This is a genomic window from Paenibacillus sp. FSL P4-0127, assembly GCF_038007325.1.
Taxonomy (GTDB): Bacteria; Bacillota; Bacilli; order Paenibacillales; family Paenibacillaceae; genus Fontibacillus; species Fontibacillus macerans.
Genome location: NZ_JBBOWY010000001.1, coordinates 1,801,923 through 1,822,012, shown reverse-complemented (window position 1 = coordinate 1,822,012; position 20,090 = coordinate 1,801,923). Strand labels below are relative to the sequence as shown.

23 protein-coding genes are annotated in these 20,090 nt (G+C 55.6%); all 23 read right to left on the bottom strand.

What is annotated here, in order from left to right; all coding sequences use genetic code 11:
• Positions 1-18 precede the first annotated feature (18 nt).
• Complete coding sequence (locus tag NYE74_RS08030) at positions 19-297, bottom strand: immunoglobulin (protein WP_087308719.1); 279 nt, start codon at positions 295-297, stop codon at positions 19-21.
• On the bottom strand, positions 294-2,393 hold the full coding sequence (locus NYE74_RS08025) for a type IA DNA topoisomerase (RefSeq protein ID WP_341004717.1): 2,100 nt from the start codon (positions 2,391-2,393) through the stop codon (positions 294-296). The genes NYE74_RS08030 and NYE74_RS08025 overlap by 4 nt, the downstream gene beginning before the upstream one ends.
• Before the next feature lie 195 nt (positions 2,394-2,588).
• On the bottom strand, positions 2,589-3,362 hold the full coding sequence (locus NYE74_RS08015; protein ID WP_341004716.1) for a DUF4366 domain-containing protein: 774 nt from the start codon (positions 3,360-3,362) through the stop codon (positions 2,589-2,591).
• Positions 3,352-3,609, bottom strand: coding sequence for a DUF4315 family protein (locus tag NYE74_RS08010; RefSeq protein ID WP_205133214.1), 258 nt, complete (start codon positions 3,607-3,609; stop codon positions 3,352-3,354). The genes NYE74_RS08015 and NYE74_RS08010 overlap by 11 nt, the downstream gene beginning before the upstream one ends.
• A 30-nt stretch (positions 3,610-3,639) precedes the next feature.
• Positions 3,640-5,376, bottom strand: a complete 1,737-nt coding sequence (locus tag NYE74_RS08005) for a CD1108 family mobile element protein (protein ID WP_341004715.1) — start codon at positions 5,374-5,376, stop codon at positions 3,640-3,642.
• Complete coding sequence (locus NYE74_RS08000; RefSeq protein WP_169319127.1) at positions 5,369-5,737, bottom strand: DUF3851 family protein; 369 nt, start codon at positions 5,735-5,737, stop codon at positions 5,369-5,371. The genes NYE74_RS08005 and NYE74_RS08000 overlap by 8 nt, the downstream gene beginning before the upstream one ends.
• A 2-nt stretch (positions 5,738-5,739) precedes the next feature.
• Entirely contained in the window at positions 5,740-8,202 is a 2,463-nt protein-coding gene (locus NYE74_RS07995; protein ID WP_445323392.1) for a VirB4-like conjugal transfer ATPase, CD1110 family, read from the bottom strand.
• Positions 8,132-8,554 carry a PrgI family protein gene (locus NYE74_RS07990; RefSeq protein ID WP_341004714.1) on the bottom strand — a complete coding sequence of 141 codons (423 nt, stop codon included), beginning with the start codon at positions 8,552-8,554 and terminating at the stop codon, positions 8,132-8,134. Before NYE74_RS07990 ends, NYE74_RS07995 begins: the two co-directional genes overlap by 71 nt.
• 20 nt (positions 8,555-8,574) lie before the next feature.
• A complete protein-coding gene (locus NYE74_RS07985; protein WP_002578790.1) occupies positions 8,575-9,444 on the bottom strand; it encodes a VirB6/TrbL-like conjugal transfer protein, CD1112 family in 870 nt (289 codons plus the stop codon).
• A gap of 83 nt (positions 9,445-9,527) precedes the next feature.
• Positions 9,528-9,746: a Maff2 family mobile element protein gene (locus NYE74_RS07980; protein ID WP_027644084.1), complete on the bottom strand. Its 219-nt coding sequence runs from the start codon at positions 9,744-9,746 to the stop codon at positions 9,528-9,530.
• Positions 9,747-9,960: 214 nt separating this feature from the next.
• Positions 9,961-10,185 carry a hypothetical protein gene (locus NYE74_RS07975; protein WP_445323391.1) on the bottom strand — a complete coding sequence of 75 codons (225 nt, stop codon included), beginning with the start codon at positions 10,183-10,185 and terminating at the stop codon, positions 9,961-9,963.
• A gap of 191 nt (positions 10,186-10,376) precedes the next feature.
• Positions 10,377-12,176 carry a reverse transcriptase/maturase family protein gene (locus NYE74_RS07970; RefSeq protein WP_341004713.1) on the bottom strand — a complete coding sequence of 600 codons (1,800 nt, stop codon included), beginning with the start codon at positions 12,174-12,176 and terminating at the stop codon, positions 10,377-10,379.
• Between the two features lie 539 nt (positions 12,177-12,715).
• The gene (locus NYE74_RS07965; protein WP_445323390.1) at positions 12,716-14,275 is read right to left on the bottom strand and encodes a VirD4-like conjugal transfer protein, CD1115 family; all 1,560 of its coding nucleotides are present in this window, start codon (positions 14,273-14,275) and stop codon (positions 12,716-12,718) included.
• Positions 14,272-14,772: a PcfB family protein gene (locus NYE74_RS07960; protein WP_002576352.1), complete on the bottom strand. Its 501-nt coding sequence runs from the start codon at positions 14,770-14,772 to the stop codon at positions 14,272-14,274. The genes NYE74_RS07965 and NYE74_RS07960 overlap by 4 nt, the downstream gene beginning before the upstream one ends.
• A 101-nt stretch (positions 14,773-14,873) precedes the next feature.
• Entirely contained in the window at positions 14,874-15,185 is a 312-nt protein-coding gene (locus tag NYE74_RS07955) for a DUF5720 family protein (RefSeq protein WP_341004712.1), read from the bottom strand.
• A complete protein-coding gene (locus NYE74_RS07950) occupies positions 15,178-15,540 on the bottom strand; it encodes a DUF7768 domain-containing protein (protein ID WP_015537377.1) in 363 nt (120 codons plus the stop codon). Before NYE74_RS07950 ends, NYE74_RS07955 begins: the two co-directional genes overlap by 8 nt.
• A gap of 48 nt (positions 15,541-15,588) precedes the next feature.
• Complete coding sequence (locus NYE74_RS07945) at positions 15,589-16,482, bottom strand: DUF6017 domain-containing protein (protein ID WP_341004711.1); 894 nt, start codon at positions 16,480-16,482, stop codon at positions 15,589-15,591.
• Between the two features lie 69 nt (positions 16,483-16,551).
• Positions 16,552-16,743 carry a hypothetical protein gene (locus NYE74_RS07940; RefSeq protein ID WP_341004710.1) on the bottom strand — a complete coding sequence of 64 codons (192 nt, stop codon included), beginning with the start codon at positions 16,741-16,743 and terminating at the stop codon, positions 16,552-16,554.
• Positions 16,744-16,776: 33 nt separating this feature from the next.
• On the bottom strand, positions 16,777-17,052 hold the full coding sequence (locus NYE74_RS07935; protein ID WP_087307675.1) for a DUF5720 family protein: 276 nt from the start codon (positions 17,050-17,052) through the stop codon (positions 16,777-16,779).
• A 12-nt stretch (positions 17,053-17,064) separates the two neighbouring features.
• Positions 17,065-17,994 (bottom strand): ParB/RepB/Spo0J family partition protein, encoded by a 930-nt coding sequence (locus NYE74_RS07930; protein ID WP_341004709.1) that lies wholly within the window; start codon positions 17,992-17,994, stop codon positions 17,065-17,067.
• Positions 17,951-18,772 carry a ParA family protein gene (locus NYE74_RS07925; protein ID WP_341004708.1) on the bottom strand — a complete coding sequence of 274 codons (822 nt, stop codon included), beginning with the start codon at positions 18,770-18,772 and terminating at the stop codon, positions 17,951-17,953. The genes NYE74_RS07930 and NYE74_RS07925 overlap by 44 nt, the downstream gene beginning before the upstream one ends.
• A gap of 443 nt (positions 18,773-19,215) precedes the next feature.
• Positions 19,216-19,608 (bottom strand): 30S ribosomal protein S9, encoded by a 393-nt coding sequence (gene rpsI / locus NYE74_RS07920; protein ID WP_036619558.1) that lies wholly within the window; start codon positions 19,606-19,608, stop codon positions 19,216-19,218.
• A gap of 20 nt (positions 19,609-19,628) precedes the next feature.
• Positions 19,629-20,066 carry a 50S ribosomal protein L13 gene (gene rplM / locus NYE74_RS07915; RefSeq protein ID WP_036619556.1) on the bottom strand — a complete coding sequence of 146 codons (438 nt, stop codon included), beginning with the start codon at positions 20,064-20,066 and terminating at the stop codon, positions 19,629-19,631.
• Between the last annotated feature and the right edge of the window lie 24 nt (positions 20,067-20,090).

The window sequence follows — 20,090 nt, the reverse complement described above, 5'->3', positions numbered from 1 at the left end:
TCTATAAGAAATGGCCCTTTAATAAGTATTTTTCTTTTGTGGTGGTACAATGCCCAAAGCTTTGGCCCGTTCACTGGCTGCTTTGCGGCGCTCGGCGCTGTACGGCTCCCGGACCGATACGCAGCGTTTAGGGACGAGAAAGGTCTGCCGGTCCTTTTTTACGATCTGGTCCGGGTATTTCTCCGCCAGCCGCCGCAGCTTTTCCAGCAGCCGTGGGTCATGGGTATAGACCTCGGCGGCGGCCTCGGCCTGGTTGTAGAGGATGATTGTTTCCTGTTCATAAAGGCTCAGTTTCATTTGCCGCCTCCTTTCTGCCGGTCAAACGCCAGCTTGAAATTGGCGTACTTCCCATCGTCCTCCAGAACCACCGTGGCGTCGTAGGTCTTGCCGGTCTTTTCCGAGTACAGGCCGTTCACACGGGCGCAGCCATCTTTGAGCAGCGCCGTCACGATGGTCTTGGTGGGCTGCTTGTGCTTCAGCTCCCACCACTTGTTGTTTTTCCAAATAGCGAATTTGCAGCCCTCGTTCTGGCAGAAGAACCCCTTTTGCAGCTCCGCCACATCGCCGCCGCAGCGGGGGCATTTGCCCACCACTTCGCGGGGCGGCGTGAACAGATACTCGGTTCCCTTGATGACCTGATAGGTCCTCACCAGCTCCTGGAGCATGGCGCTGATCCCGGCCATGAAGTCCTCTGGGGCCAGCTCGCCGCGCTCGATCTCGCCCAGCCGGTACTCCCATTCAGCGGTCAGCAGAGGCGATTGCAGCTGCTCCGGCAGCACGGTGATAAGGGATACCGCATCATGGGACGGCAGGAGCTGCACGGTTTTCTTACTCTTTTTGCGCTCCAGAAAGCCGGTGGACACCAGCTTTTCCAGGATACCGGCGCGGGTGGCCGGGGTTCCCAGCCCCTTGCGCTCGGCATCGTCCGGCATATCGTCCTTCCCGGCAGTCTCCATTGCGGAAAGCAGCGTATCCTCGGTGAAGTGCTTGGGCGGGGTGGTCTTGCCCTCCTTGAAGGCAGCGTCGGAAAGAGACAGGCTCTGGCCCTCCGTCAGCTCCGGCAGCGCCTTGTCCTCGGTTTCTTTGTCCTGTTCCGCATTCTTCAGCCCTGCGCGATAGGCAGCGTCCAGCGCCCGCCAGCCGTGATTTTTCACCGTGCGGCCCTTGGCGATAAACTCCGCTCCGGCGCACTCCACCGTCACGACGGTTTCCGCAAAGGTATAGGGTTGGGCCACGGCGCACAGCAACCGCAGGGCCACCAGCTCCAGCACCGCCTTTTCACCCACCGGCAGGCCGGACAGGTCCGCGCCCTGGAGGTTGCGGGTGGGGATCACCGCATGATGGTCGGTCACTTTTTTGTCATTGATAACTTGGGCCGTATTGCAGGAAATCTCCATACCACCGGCAAAGGGCAGCGCCCCAGCGGTGAGCCGGACCAGCTCCGGCAGACTGGCCGCCATATCCGAAGTCAGATAGCGGCTGTCTGTCCGGGGATAGGTGCAGAGCTTCTTTTCATACAGGTTTTGCAGGTAGTCCAGGGTCTGCTGGGCGGTGTATCCCAACAGCCGGTTGGCGTCCCGCTGGAGGGTGGTCAGGTCATAGAGGGCGGGCGGCTTCTCGGATTTGTCCTTGCGCTCCACCTTTTTCACCGTAGCAGCCGCACCCTGGCAGGCCTTTTTCAGCTGCTGGGCGGCGGCCTTGTCCGCCATGCGCTCCCCGGAAACAGAGAAACCGGGCAGCTCCAGCGTGACCGTGTAGAACGGCACCGGCTTAAAGGTGTCGATCTCGGCCTCCCGCTGGACGATGAGGGCCAGCGTCGGGGACATGACGCGCCCGATGTTGAGGGTCCGATGGTACAGCACCGAAAACAACCGGGTGGCATTGATACCCACCAGCCAGTCCGCCTTGGCGCGGCAGAGGGCCGCATCTCGCAGGCCGTCATAGTCCGCGCCGGGGCGCAGGTTTGCAAAGCCCTCCCGGATGGCGGAATCCTCCATCGAGGAAATCCAGAGCCGCTTCATGGGCTTCTGACAGCCCGCCAGCTCGTAGACGGCGCGGAAGATCAGCTCCCCCTCGCGTCCGGCGTCGCAGGCGTTCACCACCTCAGTCACATCCGGGGCGTTCATCAGCTGTTTCAGCACATCAAACTGTTTCTTCTTGTCCTTGCTCACCACCATCTGCCAAGGTTCCGGCAGAATGGGCAGATCGTCATAGCGCCACTTGGCGTAGTCCGGGTTATAAGCGTCGGCGTCGGCCAGACCAGCCAGATGGCCCACACACCAGCTGACCCGCCAGCCGCCGCCCTCCAGATAGCCGTCCTTGCGGGAGGTGGCCCCAATCACGGCGGCCAGACTTTGGGCAACGGACGGTTTCTCAGCGATCACCAGCTTCATGGTTTTTCATCCTCCTTTCCCGCAGCCATGCGGTCAGCTGCCGGTGGCAGAATCCCACGCAGGGCTGACCGTCACGGTAATTCCCACAGCCATAACAGGGGTGGCCGGGAGATAAAGAGGGAGAGCGGGAAGTTTCCTTCCCGCCCTCCGGCCTGCGTGTCATCATGCGTTCATAGGGGCTGTCGGTGAAGCGGGTCAAACCGTCTTGTCCTCGCTTTCCTCGTCGCTGCCCCCGTCAGCGTCCGGCTCGTCGGATTCCTCGGTCTCCCAGGAGTCCTCGTCCTCCTGGTCGGTATCGTCCTCGCCGTAGTCGTAATCGTCCAAATTATCGCTGCCCTTGGTCTTGGGCTTATTCTTGATGAATTTGAAGTAGGCAAAGGCACCGCCGCCGCCCATCAGGGCCAGCACAGCCAAAAGCAGGGCTGGATTCAGCCCCGTGGTTTTCTGCGCCGGTTCCTCCGGCTCCGGGGTTTCCTCCGGGGTCTCCGGTTCCGGCTCCTTGCCCGTGCAGGCGCTCATATTGGTGGCGCACACCGGGCAGGCCGTATTCACCGCACCAGCCACACATTTCTCCGTACAGGTACAGGTGGCGGGCTGCTCCTGGGCGGTCTGGCTGTCCTCCATCAGCGCCATCAGGTCGGCTTCATCCACCTGGTTTAAGAAGTGGACGGCGGTTTCCTTGTCCTCGTTGGCCCGGTCAATTAGGATGTAGAAGTAGTTGCCCGCCTTGGTGGTGACGGTGATAAGCTGCTTGTTGCCGCCGAAGTCATCCACCAGGGCGGCGTTGCCATCCGGGGTCAGGGCCGGACTGTCCTCGATTTCCTCCACCACCACATTGGCGTCGTTGGTGGCGTCCTCCGCCGGGGGCTGGTCTGTTCCCTGGGCAAAGGCGGTCACGGAAAGGCCCATCATCAGCACCAGGGCGGCGCAGAGGGCCGAAAAGGTCTTGAAAATTCTCTTATTCTTCATGGTCGGTGTCCTCCTGTTCGTTGTAGTCGGCGGAGGCAGCGGCCATGCCGGGGACCGTACCGCCGGAGAGCATAGCGTTCAGCTGCTCCGGGGTCAGCCGCAGGGCGCGCACCATCTGGACGATCTCCAGGTTCTCCGCCTCGGTTTTCTGCGCCTCCAGGGTTTTCAGCTTATCCTGGTACTCCGCGATCTTCTCGCGGACCTTGGCAATCTCCTGGTCAATGCGCTGGATTTTGTTCTTAGCCATTTCAATCACTCCTTTTCTCATAAATCGGCCTTACCAGTTCATCAGGCCGTAGCCCTTGATGCACTCGTAGGTCAGGGAATAACTCTTGATCTTGCAGGCGTCACCGGAATTACCCTCCACGGTGTAGACCCGGCTGCCGTCTGTGCCGACCACAAGGCCCACATGGTCGGCGCTGCCATCCAGGTCCCAGTCAAAGAAGATGGCGTCGCCGGGGGCGATATTGGCGTAATCACGCCCGCCCCATTGTCCGTGGGACTGGAACCACGGGATACCCTGCGACTGGCAGGCGGCAAAACGCGGCTCAGACAGCCCCATCTGGCCGTAGCACCAGGACACGAAGCAGGCGCACCATTCCACACGGGAATTGAAGCCGTACCAGCTCCAGTAGGGCTGACCGCCCACATTGCCCACCTGACTTTTGGCTATATCCACCACGGCCTGATTGCCGGGGCGGGTGCCGTTGACGAACTCAACACCGGCTAAACTCTCGGAATCACTGGTGTCGGAGGAACCGCCGCCGAAAATCAGCGGTTTGTTGCCCAGCGTCTGCCGGTACACCTGGTACATCTCCAGCTGTTCCGTGGTCAACAGCTCCGAGGCAACAGACGAAATGGGCTTGCTGGTGAGCTTCACATTCAGAATGTAATACTCATACGGGACTTCCTCGGTGGTTGTCTCGCCGGTCACAGGGTCCGTGGAAGTTTCGGTGCGGTATCGTATCTCCACTTCCTCGGTGAGCGTCAGTTCATACTGTGCGTCGAATACACGCTCCATCTCTGCCTGGGCGCTCTGCCGGGTGTAGCCTTGCAGCACGGCGGAGAGATAAGCCGCCAACTCATGGGGGTCATGCCCGATCATATCCAGGTCATAGCGGTATTCGTCATACCCCGGATGGCTGCTTTCGATGTTGTCGATCTCGGCTTGCAGCGCCGCTTCCTTGGCAGCGTAGTCCGCCTCCACCGCCACCAGCTCCGGGTCATCCGACGGATAGGTGGTGCCGGACACCACAGAGCTGATGCTCTGCGCCATCATGGAGCAGGAGGACATGGTGTTGAGCAGCATACAGACCAGCAGGAAGATCGCGCCCGCAATCAAAAAGCCCTTTTTGTGGCGCATGACAAACGCGCCCGCTTGCTGGGCTTTCTCCTTGACCGTCTTGGCCGCCTTGCCGGTGGCCTCCGCAGTCTTGGCGGTGTTCCCGGCAGCTTGACCGGCGCGCTTGGCGGCAGCGTATTCCTTTTTGATGGCCTGTTTCTGCTGCCAGCGGGAGACGGGGTTGCTGGCAAGCTGGGGATTTTCCCGCAGGGACTTCTGATACAAGGCGTTCACATTGGCCTTTTCCAGCTTCTGCTCGGCCTGGGCCGCCTTACGGTAGGGCTTCAATTTGTGGCTGCGGTAGCCCTCCCGCGCAAGCCTAACGCCGGTCTCGGCAGCCTCCTCGGACTTGTGGGCGCTCTCCACGCCCACATTGTCCTGTTCGGTCTCCCGGATTTCCTTGTGGAGTTTTCCCAGGGCGGCATTGGCGGGGGTATCCCGCACCGCATGGGACAGCTTGGAGGGCGGCTTCTTCTTGTCCTCCAGCACCAGCTTGGTAGTCACTTTGCCGGTCTCCGGGTCCACCGTCTTTTGCCGGACCTGCTTTTTGGGGATTTTAGCCTGCGCCTTATCCGCTTTGGCGGCGGCCTTGTCTGCCTTACGAATGGGCTTCTCCAGCGCCGGGTCAGAGCGTTCCTCGTCTGTAAAGCGCAGGCGCGGTTCCTTATTCAAACCATTCCCCCAGCATGAGGGCGTCCGTCATGTAGCGCAGCTCCACACAGACGGCCAGCCCCACAGGGTCATGGAAGGGGTGCTGAAGCAGATGGGCGTAGATCTGCGCCACCACATTGGCCAGCAGCTCAGACTGGCTGCCCTCGAAGATGACGATGGCGGGAACACCGTTCATGGCGCACCAGATTTCTGTCAGGCGCAGCAGGCCCGCCTCGCCGTCCTCGTTCAGCTCCGCCGCCTGATCCGCCGCCGTGCGGGTCTCGCTGACGGCATCGGCCAGCTCGGTCAGCAGATAGGTGCGCTCACTCTCCAGGGCATCGTCAAAAAACATCATGGTGTTCAGTTCGGTATTGGGTTTCATGGTCATTCATCCTCCTTTTTCAGTTCCTGGGGTTTGGTGGTCATAATGCGGTACAATTCGGTATTCTTCGGGAAGTGATCCACGAAAGGCAAGATCGTGGAGCCATAGAACAGCAGGCCCTCGCCCTCGCTGGAGTGGGTCACATAGCTGAGCTGATGCGGGGAAATGCCCAGCTGCTTGGCGAGAATCTGCCGGTCCCCGCCCGCCTGGTTGAGCATATACACGAAGTCGGAGTTTTCAAAGATGTTCTCCACCTCGCGGGAAGAAAGCAGGTCCTTGACATTCTGCGTGATGCCGGTGGGGATGCCGCCCCACTTTCTGAATCGCTTCCAAATCTCCACCGTGTAGGCGGCGGTCTGTTCCTCTTTCAGCAGCAGGTGCATCTCATCGATGTAGTAACGGGTGGACTTGTGGGCGGCGCGGTTGATGGTGACACGGTTCCACACCTGGTCCTGGACCACCAGCATACCGATTTTCTTGAGCTGCTTGCCCAGCTCCTTGATGTCATAGCAGACAATACGGTTGTTGATGTCCACATTACTCTGGTGGTTGAATACATTGAGGGAGCCGGTTACATAGATTTCCAGCGCCGTGGCGATGTACTGTGCCTCTTTTTCCTCCTGCGCCCGCAGCAGGTCGTACAGGTCCTCCAGAATGGGCATATTCTCCGGGCGCGGGTCGTTGAGATAGGTCTGATAGACCAGCCGCACACAGCGGTCAATGATGGTTTTCTGTACCGGCTGCAAGCCCTCTTTGCCGCCCACGATCAGCTCGCACAAAGATAGGATGAAGTCAGACTTGAGGGACAGCGGGCTTTCATCGTCCGAGTAGTCCAGGTTCAGGTCCATCGGGTTGATGTAGTTGGTGGAGGTAGGCGAAATCTTGATGACCTGCCCATGCAAACGCTCCACCAGAGGTGCATACTCGGCCTCCGGGTCACAGATGATGATGTCATCATTGGTGAGCAGGAAGCAGTTGGCGATCTCACGCTTGGCACTGAAGGACTTGCCGGAACCAGGCGTACCGAGAATCAGGCCGTTGGGGTTTTTCAGCAGCTTTCGGTCCACCATGATAAGGTTGTTGGACAGGGCATTGATCCCGTAGTACAGCGCCTCTTTGCCGTTCTGGAACAGCTCCTGGGTGGTAAACGGCACGAAGATAGCCGTGGAACTGGTGGTCAACCTCCGCTGAATCTCGATCTGATTGAGGCCCAGAGGCAGCGCGGACATCAGCCCTTCTTCCTGCTGGAAGTCCAGCCGGGTCAGCTGGCAGTTGTACTTCTGTGCGATGGAGCTGGCCTGGAAGATGTTGTTGTCCAGCTGCCGGGGATTGTCCGCCGTGTTCAGCACCAGGAAAGTCACAAGGAACATTCGCTCGTTCCGGCTCTGCAAATCCTGCAAGAGCTTCTTGGCCTCGGCACCGTAGGTAGCAAGGTCGGAGGGAATGATGTCCATGTCATATCCGGCCCGGACGGCCTTTTTCTGTTCCTCGATTTTGGATTTGTCCAGGTCGGTGATTTTGCGCTTGACCGTCTTGATGGCCTTCACCTGGTCCACGGACTGGATGTGCAGACTGACCACCAGGGAGCTTTCCATATCCAGAAAATCAGCCAGCATCCGGTCATTCAGCTCCGGCGCGAGAATCTGCAAAAAAGAAACAGTCCCGTATTTTTTACCCATACGGAACTGCTTGCCGGTGCGGAACTCGAAGCCGGACGGCGCGATGAAGTCCTTGGTGGACAGACCGGACGGAGCCAGCCACTCCCATTCAAAGCGGAACGGCACTTGTTCGTCCATGTGGAAGATACCGTGGAGCTGTGCCAGCCGCGCCTTGCCGTCCAGGGTCTCGGCGGCCACGCCCAGGCGTTTGAAGTTGTTGAGGATGTCGGTCTCAATACGCTCCAGACGGGGCTTGGCGGCCTTGAGGCTGTCAGCGTCGATACCGAAGGTCAGGTACTTGGTCTTGATAAGGCCGTTGTTGCCCTTTGCCAGCTGGTTTTGCAGCATGGTCATATACTCCACCCGGATACTGTCAAAGTCATCCCCCTGGAGAGGGATGTTGATAGCGTGGGCAAAGGTTTCCTCGGAGGCTGCAAGGTTCAAAAAGGACAGCTGAAACTGAATGGAGCTGTCGAAGTAGTTGAGGAAATCGCACCAGCCCTCAAAGATCGCCGTCTTGTCCTCGTTCTGCGAGAGCTGATAGTTGATGTCCTGGAATTGGATGGTCTTTGTGTAGTGGCTGCCTGCCACACGGCAGATACCATCCGGCCACATCCGTTCATAGGGGATGCTGTCCTGAGCCGACTTCTCTTTTCGGTCCGTGCGGTTGGCGCGGGCGATGGCGGCCTCGATCTGCTTTCTGTCGGCGCGGGACAGTTTTTTCATCTTCTTGGGTTTAACCGGCTGCGCGGTCTTTTCGTTTTTTCCGAACAGCCGGTGCAGCCAGCTTTTGATTGCCGTGAACAATGTCATACACCTCCTTGTCGAGTTTTTCCTGCCGCTCCAGAACGGCATAAAAGTTGTTGGTCTTATACGGGCGCTCCTTGGGCCGGATGACGGCCACCTTGATGATGTTGCCCACGATCTTTTCCAGAGGCTGGCCGTGCTTTTCATACATCGCCAGCATGAAGAAGGGCAGCATGACCAGCATCATACACATGGCCGCCACGCTGTTTCCCGCAGGCCCCCGGAGCAAAAAGAAAAGCGGTACGCCGATGAGCGCCCCGCCGCCGAAGCAGACCAGCTGCCTCTTGGTCAAGTTGAACGCGACCTTGGTTTTGACTTTCGTCAGGTCTTTGGGTACGGGTACATAAGCCAAAGGGATTACCTCCTTCCTGGTTAATGTGCATTGAACACAGATTTTGCGAGGCTCCCGGTTTTGAACAAGGTGAAACACAACAGGACCGTATAGCCCACACAGCTCCAGATGGCCATAATGATGTCGGATTCGGTGGCAATACTCTGCACCAGCACGGCGTAGATCGCCACACAGACGATAATGAGAAATGCCTGGAAGCCCAGGGCGATCAACGAGCGCAGATAGTTCTGGCCCATGCCGCCCCATTCCTTGCCCATCATGGTGGCCATAGGGATGGGGGCCACCGAAGTCACAAGGTAAATCTCAATCATACGGCCATAAATCACGATGAAAATGCAAATGTAAAGCGCCCACATGGTAATGCCGATAAAGAGCGACTGGAACCACAGGCCGAACAGCGGCCCCAGGTCCATATCCATCAGCCGGGACTCCATATCGGTCATGACAGAGGAGATGTCGATGGAAGCGTCGGAACCGATGATGCCCGCCGCCTGCGCCACCACACTTTGAGCTGCGTCAAACACGCCCATTACGATGTTCCAAGTGTTGGAGACGATAAGAATGGCGGCGGCAGATTTGAACACCCACTTGAAGATCATCCAGGTGTCCACATCATGCAGGTTGTTCTTGTCGGTAATCATCTGAATCAGCTCCAGCGTCATCACGATAGCCAGGATCACGCCAGCAATCGGCACCATGATGGAGTTGGAGAGGTTCTGGATCATGCTGAAAATACTCCCGTTCCAGCCCTGGGGGGTCTGGCCCACCTGTGTCGCAATGTCTGCGACCTGCTGGTTCACGCTATCGAACATCCCCGATAAGTTGCTCATAATGCCGCCTACCAACATTTCCTTGAGCCAGTCAGTAAGGGCATCGAGTAAGAAATCCATACGGTGTCAACCTCCTTTCAGCCGCCCCCGCTTGGGGGCAGGGGCGGCAAGGATTTCTTATGACAGCTTAACGACGGGAACGATCAGACGGTGAACAGGCCGGAGAGCAGGGGTACGAGGACCATGCCGACCACGGCCACGCCAGCGCCAGCCATGAGCTGCTTCATGCCCTGGGACTTCGCGCCGGGGTTGTCGTTGCCGTAACCTTCCAGCAGGTTGATGACGCCCCAGATGCCGAGACCAGCGCCGAGGGCGATAACGAGGGTCTGAAGAACGGTGATAGCCTGATTGAAAAATGCCATATACAAAATTAGCCGGAATCATTTGCAAGATTGATTAGTCATGGTTCATAGGCATACAAAAGCCGGAACAATCGGCACCCGGTTTCCGGGGCCTGATTCCGGCTGTCCTCCTTTTTTCATTATTTTTTGGTGATTGTCCGCTTTGTACGCCGATGGCCCCAAAAGGGCAGTTGAGGCGGATAGATAAGACCACTCCTTTCACAGCGGAACAGATTCATGCGTCTACTTCGTACACATCGTAGACTTCGTTGGGCTTGAGTTTCAGACGAGTGGACAGGAACGCCTCAATGTCAAAGGCATTCTTTGGGTCCGCGTCGGCGGTGTATGGGTAATTGGGGTGCTTGGTGATGTCGTACTTGTCCGAGAGGAAAGGCCGCACACCACGCAGCTGGAGGATGCACTTGCCGCCGTCCATGACGGCCAGTTCATCCTGGCTCATAAGCTCTTTGCCGAGCTTCTGGTAGTTGAGGGAATGGGAGGTTTCCCGCCCACGGTTCTCGCCGGTGTTGTAGTGGAGTAGGGAGGCGCCGCCTTGCCATATTGCTATGGTAGGTTTGCACCACCCTCTCCGGGAACCGGACTTACATCTCTCAATGTATCCGGCTCTGTTATCGTTTGGTCAGTATTAACTCACTGATTGTGTATTGCATGATGGCACTTTTCGCATACTACCAGTGTTTTTCGGCGTTTGGCAATCATCACGATTTCCCATTGCTGCTTGCCTTTTAGATTTTTGAGCTTATTGACATGATGGATTTCATAACAATTGCTCTCCGTAGTTCCGCATAACTCACAGACCTTTGCTTTTAGCCTCTGCTCAAAGGCTGTTTTTGAATATCCGTACATAACTGCTGCATTGCATACTGTATCTGCCGGGGTGGCTGCGCCTTTGCACTCGGAATACTTTGCAAAGTAACACCGCTTTGCTCCTGCCTTGGTTTCGTAAGGTATGCCCCATCTTCCGTTGCCGTCTTTGAACGTGGAAACGACCTTGGATATGGTGCATTTGTGCTTGTCCGCAAGAGTTTTCAGGCAGCTATACTTCATAAGATACGAGAAATAGCACAGCTTGTAATAGTTTCCTGCGATGCTGTAGTAGTTGCAGATACCTCGTAATTCAGCATTGTAAGTAGAGACGATTTCCAAATCTGTGAGTCGCAGGAGCGATGCGCGATGAACCGGGAACAATGTCCCATCACTTTTCTGCCTCGCAATTTTGTTGGCAAAGATGAACTTATGAATTTTGTCCTCAAAGGGTATTGCCAGTTCGCACGAATTGTTGAGTGTTCGTTTTGTTTTATTGCCCGGTCCGCCTCGTTTAATGACTCCGCTTCTCCGAACCCTTACGTCGTAACCTAAAAACCTTGCACACTGACTGCTGTGGGTAATGAGCGTTTTTTCTTCGCTGAGTTTCATTTTCAGGACTTGTCCAATGAATTCGGACAATTTGCTCTTTATCCAATGGCAATCTTCTTTGCTCCCTTTTACACCAATGATGAAATCATCCGCATATCGGATATACTTGATGCGCTTGTCAGTCTGTGCGGTACAGGGGATTTTCAGCATTAGCTTACGTTTTTGGTTATACTCCGCAAGCATCCGCTCTTTTTCTGCTCCGTCAGTTCTTCCAATATGGTAGGAGAGCTTTTGGACTTCGTTGCTCAATAAACGGTATTCCGGCATTATGGGTTCTTTGTTGTGCGTGTCAAAATCGCTTTTCAGTTTCATTATAAATTTATCCAGCTCATGCAGATAGATATTGGCAAGCAGCGGGGAGATAATGCCGCCTTGCGGCGTTCCGCTATACGTTTTGTGGTATTGCCAATCCTCTAAATACCCGGCTTTCAAGAATTTATAAATTAGCTTAGTGATTCGAGCATCCTTGATTTTGCTTTGTATCAGCCCCACAAGTACAGCGTGGTCAATGTTGTCAAAGCAACCTTTAATGTCGCCCTCGACAAACCAACGCACACCGTTAAACTCCATTTTCAGGGATTTGAGTGCTGTATGGCAGCTCCTTTTGGGTCTGAATCCATGCGATACTGGCAGGAAAGCTGGTTCATACACCGATTCAAGTATCATCCGCAGAACTTCCTGAATCAATTTGTCCGTAAACGTAGGTATTCCAAGCGGACGCTTTTTTTTCGGGTTGCTCTTCTTTTGAATATAGGTTCTTCTCACCGGCGTAGGCTGATAGGTCTCATCAGCGAGTTTCTGGATAATATTTGCGATCTTGACTTCGCTGAACCCATCCGCCGTGTCATCGTTTGCGCCTTTTGTTGCCGCGCCGTTATTTGCGTATAGGTTTTTGTATGCCACGAAATAAATATCCGGGCGCAGCAGGTAGCGATACAGTCTGGTGAATATTTCATCCTTGTTTGCGAGTGAGTTTCTACTGATTCTTGCTAAAATGTCGGTTGTTGGTTGCATTATGAGGCTTTCCTCCCTAATCAACGTAAATTTTAGTACACAATAACTACGCCCCTTCGCCATGTAAGGGTCATTAACCCTCGCGGACTACTATGGGCGTTCCGTACCCATGCAGGATTTTCAGGCGCTATTGCCATAGCCGGTATTTCACCTCCTCCTACTGGCGTTCCTGTTTAGGGTATCCCCAGTTAGCATTAAGTACAGGCAAATGCGGATTGGCGGACTTCGCTTTCGTTTCTTTGCCATAGGTTCTCCTACAGATTGCACGGCGATAGTGATAACCGATTGACTGACACATATAGTCAACCGTTCTCGTGCCAGAGGTTTCAGATACATTCCTCCGCCTGACCAATAACAGGAATTAGAAACTTGCGTTCAGTAAACAAAACTTGAGCCTCATATCCGCTTAACATTGCGGTTCAGTCGCACCAAAGTATCTTTAGGTGACTTACCGCTTTTCTGCCATGCTGCATTCCCGTATCAGCTTTCGCCTTTCGGTTGGGCAGGTTGTTTCCCGCGTTATCTTACGGGGTAGTGCCTTATGCTACTTTACTTAATGCCCTATCTGGGCGCACGGTGTCGATGGTCTCCTTGCCCAGCACGGCGGCCAGCTCTTTGAGGGTGGTCGGCTCTTTGCCGCCCAGGAAGATGGAAGTATCCATGTTGCCGATGATGGTATCGGCGTTGTCCTTGTAGATGGCCTTGAGCTGGGACTGTGCTTGCAGCACCAGGCAGGCAGAGATCTCGCGGCTGCGGATGGTGGCGACCAGCTTTTCCAGCCGGGGAATCTGGCCGATGTTGGCGCACTCGTCAATGAGACACCGCACATGGACCGGCAGCCGCCCGCCGTACACATCGTCCGCTTTTTCACAGAGCAGGTTGAACAGCTGGGTGTAGCACATGGAGATCAGGAAGTTAAAGCTATCGTCCGTGTCGCTCATAATGAGAAACAATGCAGTCCGGCGATCTCCCAGTGTATCCAGTTCCAGCTCATCGTAGGAAGTGACCTCCCGCAACTCCGCAATGTCAAATACAGCAAGACGCGCACCGCAGGAAATCAAGATACTCTTGGCGGTCTTACCGGCGGCCAGCTTGTACTTCTTGTACTGCCGGACCGCAAAATGATTTGGCTTCTCCGCCTCCAGCGCGTCAAACATCAGGTCTACGGGGTTCTTGAACTCCTCGTCATCCTCCCGGACCTCCATCGCGTTGATGAACTCGATAAGGGTGGAGAAATTCTGTTCCTCCACCGGAGCCTCGTAGTGGATATACCCGATGAGGGCGCAGTACAAAAGCGTTTCCGCCTTGACCCAGAAATCGTCCCCGGCCTTGCCCTCGCCCTTGGTGTTGGCAATCAGCGTCGTGACCAGCTTCAAGATGTCCTTTTCGGAGTGGATGTAAGCAAAGGGGTTATAATGCATGGACTTCTTGAAGTTGATGGTATTGAGGACTTTAATCCGGTAAGGCTCATAGATGACCTTGCCGCGCTTATCCTTCATGGGCTTGCCGTCCTTGCCCAGTTTGGGCGTCCCGCGCTGGAGCATCTTGCCGCACTCCACCAGGATGGTGCCTTTGGGGTCTGTGACCACATAGGAGCTGTGCATCTGCATCAGGTTCGGCTTCAGCCAGAACCGGGTCTTGCCGGAACCGGAGCCGCCGATCACCAGAACATTTTTGTTTCTGGCAGTCTTGGGGTCTTTCGGGCGGCTGTTCATGGTCAGGCTCTCGGTTTTCGTCAGAATCACATTGTTCTGGAACACCGGGTCGATGTAGGGCGCGATGTCCTCATGGGTTCCCCAGCGGGCGGAGCCGTACTCCATACCGTGCCGGTACTTCTTGGCGTTCTTGCTCTTGAGATAGACCGCAAGCCGCAGGCCACCACCGCAGCACAGACCCACCAGCAGGTCCAGAGGGTGCAAGCTGGGCCACCAGCTTGCCAGTGCCACCGGCAGCGTGGAGAAGAACGAGAGCATTTTTGCCGAAGCGTCCGCACCCACGGCCATCCGCCATCCTTCACCGAAGTTGGTGGCGAACAGTCCCATCAGGATATACGGCATATTCAGCAAAAGGAGCTTTTTGATGTCAAGCGGCTTTTTCATCGTTCCAGCTCCTTCCGCTTGTTCCGGTCCACGACGGCGTGTTTCACCAGCTCTTTGAACTGGCTCAGCTTTGCCAGCACGGACGGACGCTCTGTTTTCTGCGCCTTTCTGACCTTCTTGCCGGTGTACTCGGTAAAGGCAGCGGTCAGGGCATCCGCATCCCGGCCTTTGAAAAAGATCAGGTACTTGGGCGGGGAGCTGCTGCGGTCCTTCTTCACCGCATAGTCAACGCCGTATTTCCGGGCGATCTTCTCAAACTCCTTGATGGAGGGGTCGGTGATCTCGATGTTGGAAACGCCCTGATTCTGGCCGATCAGCTGCTTCACCGTCTGTTTGCCGTGGGGAATCACGGGGGTATCCCGGCTTTTCTGCTTTTGCAGCTTCTTTTCCTTGCGGTGGGCAAGGTACTTGGTGATGGCGGCCTTAAACAGCCGCCCGGTAAACTTTGTTCCGCTGACTACCAGCGTCAAAGTCCTGTTTTCCACTTCCTCCTGCATAGGTCATCGCCTCCTTTCCACGGATTTTGCAGGGGTGGCGCTTGATACTAAGGCGGGACCACCAGCCGCCGCAGCAGGTATTTCATCATGGCAGGCTCCTTTCAACGCAGCTGGTCGGAGCGGTCATAGTACAGATGCCCCTGGCGCACCTTGGCATGGCTGAGAATCTTGATGTGGCCCTTTTCCTGGTTCTCCAGGCTTTTCTGGTATCCGGCCTCCGTCAGAAACAGGCGGGTCCGTTCGCCTTTCCAGCCCACCGGCGAATCGTGGGTCAGCACATCGAAGATAATCATGTGCCGGGTGTTCTCGGCAAACCGTTGCAAATCCATGTATTCGTGGCCGTGGTAGTTCTGCGCCCCGGCCTTGAGGCGCATTTCCTCCATCAGCTGGCCCACGGTCTTACGCTCAGGCATGGCGCGCACCTCCTTTCCCGCGCCCCTGGCCCTTCACGGTCAGGATGCCGTCCAGGGTGGTGGCGGTGATCCGCAGGCGCTCGGCGGTGGCAATGTCATTCTTCACGGTCTCGTCGATACCGTGGCCGCAGACCACCAACACATGGGACCGGCGCAGGTAGTCCCGCGCCATATCCAGCCCGTCCTTGTGTTCCTGGGGAATCTCGTCCTTGAGGAAGGTGGGCAGGAACAGCACCGGGCAGATGGGCGAATACCCGGCGTCGTACACCTGACGGCAGTAGGCCGCAGCGTTCTCGGCGTTCTCGTACTGGCTGTTGCTCCAGGGAGCCGTAATGTAAGCAAGGGGTCGTTTCATGGCAAAATCCTTTCTCCCGGTGTGCCCGGGCAGCACAAAAGCGGCTGTTTACCAGCCGCCTGCGTACATATCGTGGTTGACCTGTGCGGTGTAGTGATTGCTGATCGTGGTCGGCGCATTGAACAGCACCGCAAGCAGATACTGCTTCATGTTGCGGATTTCGGTGGTGTTGTTCTGCAGGCACTCCATGACAAACTCGATGTGGGAGCTGTCCAGCTTCAAAAAACGGGAGCGGACTACCTCATGGGGGAAGTCGCTTCCAGCGATCCGGGTGGTTTTCCGCTTGGCGCAGACGGTCTCCACCATCAGCTCCACAATCTCGTCCAGGTCCTCCTGGTAGGTGGTAAACTCCCGGCACAGGTGGTCATACTCGATGTTCTCCAGAATCAAATCCCGATAACTTTCCATCTCTGTGAGTGACATCGCATCCCTTCCTTTCCGTTCCGGCAGCTGTGCTGCCGCGGGCTCCCGGAAGGGAATGGAATCGGTACTTGATCCATGAGTAATTGATTTTTGGGTATTTGATTTCTCTATATTTAATTCTGCGGGCTTTTCCGTATCCGGTTTATCCAGATACGGGTTTTCCGTATCTGGTGAAGCCGTATCTGGTGCATCCGTATCCGGCTGGGGCGTATCCGGCTGTCGGGGCTGGGGCTGCTCATATATGACATACTCGGTGTCGCTGATCCGACCCTGCCGGTCCCGCAGCTGGTGGCGCACGATGTAACCGGCAGTTTCCAGCTCCCGCAGCGCATTCCCGATGGCGTCCACGCCCTCCTTGCAGATTTTTGCAAGGCCACGGGTGGTATAGTTCCAGTCATCCGGCAGGGACAGCATCATGGAAAGTAACCCTTTTGCTTTCAGGGACAATTCATGGTTCCGCAGGTGATGATTGCTCATAACCGTATAGTCGCGGGTTCTTTCAATCCGAAAGACCGCCATTGACTTCACTCCTTTCTGTTCTCAGGGCATGAAAAACGCCACAATCTTTCGTAAAAAAGACTGTGGCGTTCAGCTGTTCTTGGTTTTCGTGTTCTTCCGGGGCCGGTAGGGACGCTTGGGCAGCGGCGGCTGGTCGAACAACGAATCATGCCCCGAAAACGGGAGGGTCTGCAAAACCCGGTCAATGTCGGTGGATTCCATGTCATACAGAGACTGGCAGTTTTCCCGGATAGCATCCTTGATGCTCTGGACAGTACACATATTCATTCCTTTCCTTTCGTGGTAGTGGCGGGTTTACGGGTGGCGGCGGCGCTTGTCCGGCTTGAAGTCGAGAACATGGCCCTCGATCACACGGGCATACCGCTTGATTTTGATTTCCCGGCGCTTCTGGCTTACGAGAGCGGCCTGATACCCGTCCTCGGTGAGAAACAGCCGCATTTCATCGCCGGGGCTGCCGTAGGAACAGGGACGCAGGATGGAAAATTCGATCATCCAGCGGGTGTTGTCCTGAAAACGCTCCACGGCCAAAATGTTGTGTCCTTTCAGCTCACGGGCTGAAATATCCCTCATAGGCGGCTCCTTTCATCGTTCCTGGTCTCTCTGGCGCTTCTTCTGCCACGCCTCCAGCAGCTTGATGATGGTCTCCTGCATCCGCTGGGGCGTGTAGCTCTTGGGGAAATACTTTCGCAGGGTGTCGGAGGTGAAAGTCACCCGGTCCAGGTCACTTTTCTTTTCCTCACCCATGATGACGCGCATCATATCGAGGGTCAGATGCCCCTCCTGACTGTATTTCTTGAGCCGCTGGGCCTGGGAGAGAGAGGGGGTGGCCTGTTCGCTGTCCATCGCGTCCAGCAAGTCCCGCTGTTCCTCTTTTTTGAGAAAAGACAGCTCATAGGCCGGATTGAGGGCAATTTTCTTTTCATCCACCATATTCAGCAGTTCAGGAATCAGCTCCGTCAGGCGAATATAGCGTTGCACCTGCCTCTGGCTTTCACCGGCTTGGCTTGCAACAAGCTGAATAGAAGTCTGCGACTTCTCGCCAACTTGGCGAGAAGTTAAGTCAGAGCGTTCCCCCTGGTGCTTCATGGCCTCCAGCTTCATCTTGTAGGCAAAGGCTCTCTCGCTGGGGAGCAGGCTTTCCCGCTGCAAGTTGCTGTCCACCATGATGATGGTGGCGGCATCATCGTCCAGGTCCCGGACAATGACCGGCATGGTTTCTTTCTCGGCCAGCTCACTGGCCCGGTGCCGTCTGTGACCGGCCACCAGCTCATAGCCGCCCTCCGGGTCCGGGCGGGCAATCGCCGGAACCAGAACACCATACTGCCGAACGCTGTCGGCGGTCTCCATCATGGCCTCGTCATCCTTGACTTTGAAGGGGTGGTTTTTGAAAGGATGCAGCTCAGACAGCGGGATTTCCTGAATCTTCTCCAGCTTGGCATCCTGACGGCCTTCTTCGGTGGAGAACAGATCATCTACCGAGGCCAGCTCTACTTTTTTCGCGCTGCTTTTCAAGTTTTATCACCTCCTGGGTCAGATTTTTGTACCCCTCGGCCACCTTGCCATTGGGGTCATGGGCAAAAATGCTCTTGCCCTCGGCGCTGATTTCCTTGGCCCGGACGGAATGGGGAATCCCGCTCCCGAACACCTTGATTTTGCTGCCATAGGTCTCCCGCAGCAGGGCGGCGATCTCCTTGGCAAAGTTGGTGCGGTTGTCCACCATCGTCAGCAATATGCCGTCAATCTGGAGCTTGGGATTGATCTGCCGCTTCACCTTGTTTACGGTCTGGAGCAGCTGTTCCAGGCCCTTGGCGGGCAGATACTCTGCCTGGACGGGGATTATGACCCTGTTGGCGGCGGCCAGGGCATTGACCGTGAGCATACCCAGGGAGGGCTGGCAGTCAATCAGGATGTGGGAATACTGTCCCTTGAGCGTGTCCAGATACTGCCGCAGGATGGTCTCTCGGCTCATGGCGTTCACCAGGGAGACCTCCATGCCGGAGAGCTGGATGTCGGCGGGCATCAGGTCAACGCCTTCCGGATGGTGCAGGATACCCTCGCCGGGGCGTAGCGGCTCGTCCATCAGGATACGGCCCATCGCGTCGGACAGGGTAAAGGGCAGCTTGTCCGGCTGGGGGTGGCCCAGGCTGATGGTCAGGCTGCCTTGCGGGTCCCCGTCGATCAGCAGCACTTTCTTTCCGGCCTGCGCCAGCCCAATCCCCAGGTTCGCGCAGGTGGTTGTCTTGCCAACGCCGCCTTTCTGGTTGGCGATGGCGATGATTTGCGTGTTCAATGACTTCACCTCATTTCTAAATTGTTCTATGGCTTCTGGAAATAGAAAAAGCCGCCACTTCAAAAATTGAAAGTGACGGCCTTTTCTTATCCCGGAATGAAATTCCCCGGAAATGCAAAAAGTGCCCAGTAAAAAATACTGAGCGCTTGGCGATTAAATTTATTCTCTTTTGTTCAAATTAGGTCAGATTCAGACAAACCGTTTTCACGGAAAAGGTATTTTGGAGATGTATAAATAAACATCCCCTTAGCAGCCCAAAATCACGTCTCGGTTGTCCTATTTTTTAACCCATAAGCCCTCTTTTGGGGGTGGTTGTCCACCATTTAACCCATAGAAAATGGGTTAAAAGAGGCTTCGTTCTGTCAAATTGCATCAAACCATTTGAAAAGGAAAAACCCCGGAAACCGCGTAGTTCCGGGGTTTTTGACCACTTTTGATAAAGTTTAGCGCTTGCTGAACTGCGGAGCGCGACGGGCTGCTTTCAAGCCGTATTTCTTACGTTCTTTCATCCGCGGGTCACGAGTCAGGAAGCCTGCTTTTTTCAGCGCCGGACGGAATTCCGGATCCGCTTTGAGCAGAGCGCGGGAAATCCCGTGACGGATTGCGCCGGCTTGGCCGGAAATACCGCCGCCATGAGCGATAACGATAACGTCGTAGTTGCCGAGCGTTTCCGTCAAAGCCAGAGGTTGTTTTACGATCAGCTTCAGCGTTTCCAGACCGAAATAATCGTTGATATCGCGTTTATTGATGACAATGCGTCCTTCACCCGGTACAAGGCGAACACGAGCTACCGAATGTTTACGACGACCTGTCCCATAGTATTGTACTTGTGCCATGAAACTGTCCTCCCTTTTAATTATCCGCGAAGTTCGTAAACTTCAGGTTTTTGTGCCGCATGTGGATGCTCTGTGCCAGCGTAAGCTTTCAATCTCAGCTTCATTTTCTCGCCTTGGCGAGTTTTCGGCAGCATGCCGTGAACGGCGGACTCGATTACACGTTCAGGTTTCGTTCTCAGCAAATCCTTGGCTGTAGTCACTTTCAAACCGCCCGGATGCAGGGAATGACGATAGTACTTTTTGTTGTCCATTTTTTTGCCGGTCAGGGCGATCTTCTCCGCGTTGATGACGATAACAAAATCACCGCAGTCAACGTGTGGAGTGAATTGTGGTTTATGTTTACCGCGGATGAGAGCGGCAGCTTCGCTTGCCAGACGGCCCAGCGTCTTGCCTTCGGCATCGATGATATGCCATTTGCGCTCTACTTCGCCCGGCTTCGCCATATAAGTGGTACGCATGTAATGATCCTCCTTCAATATCTT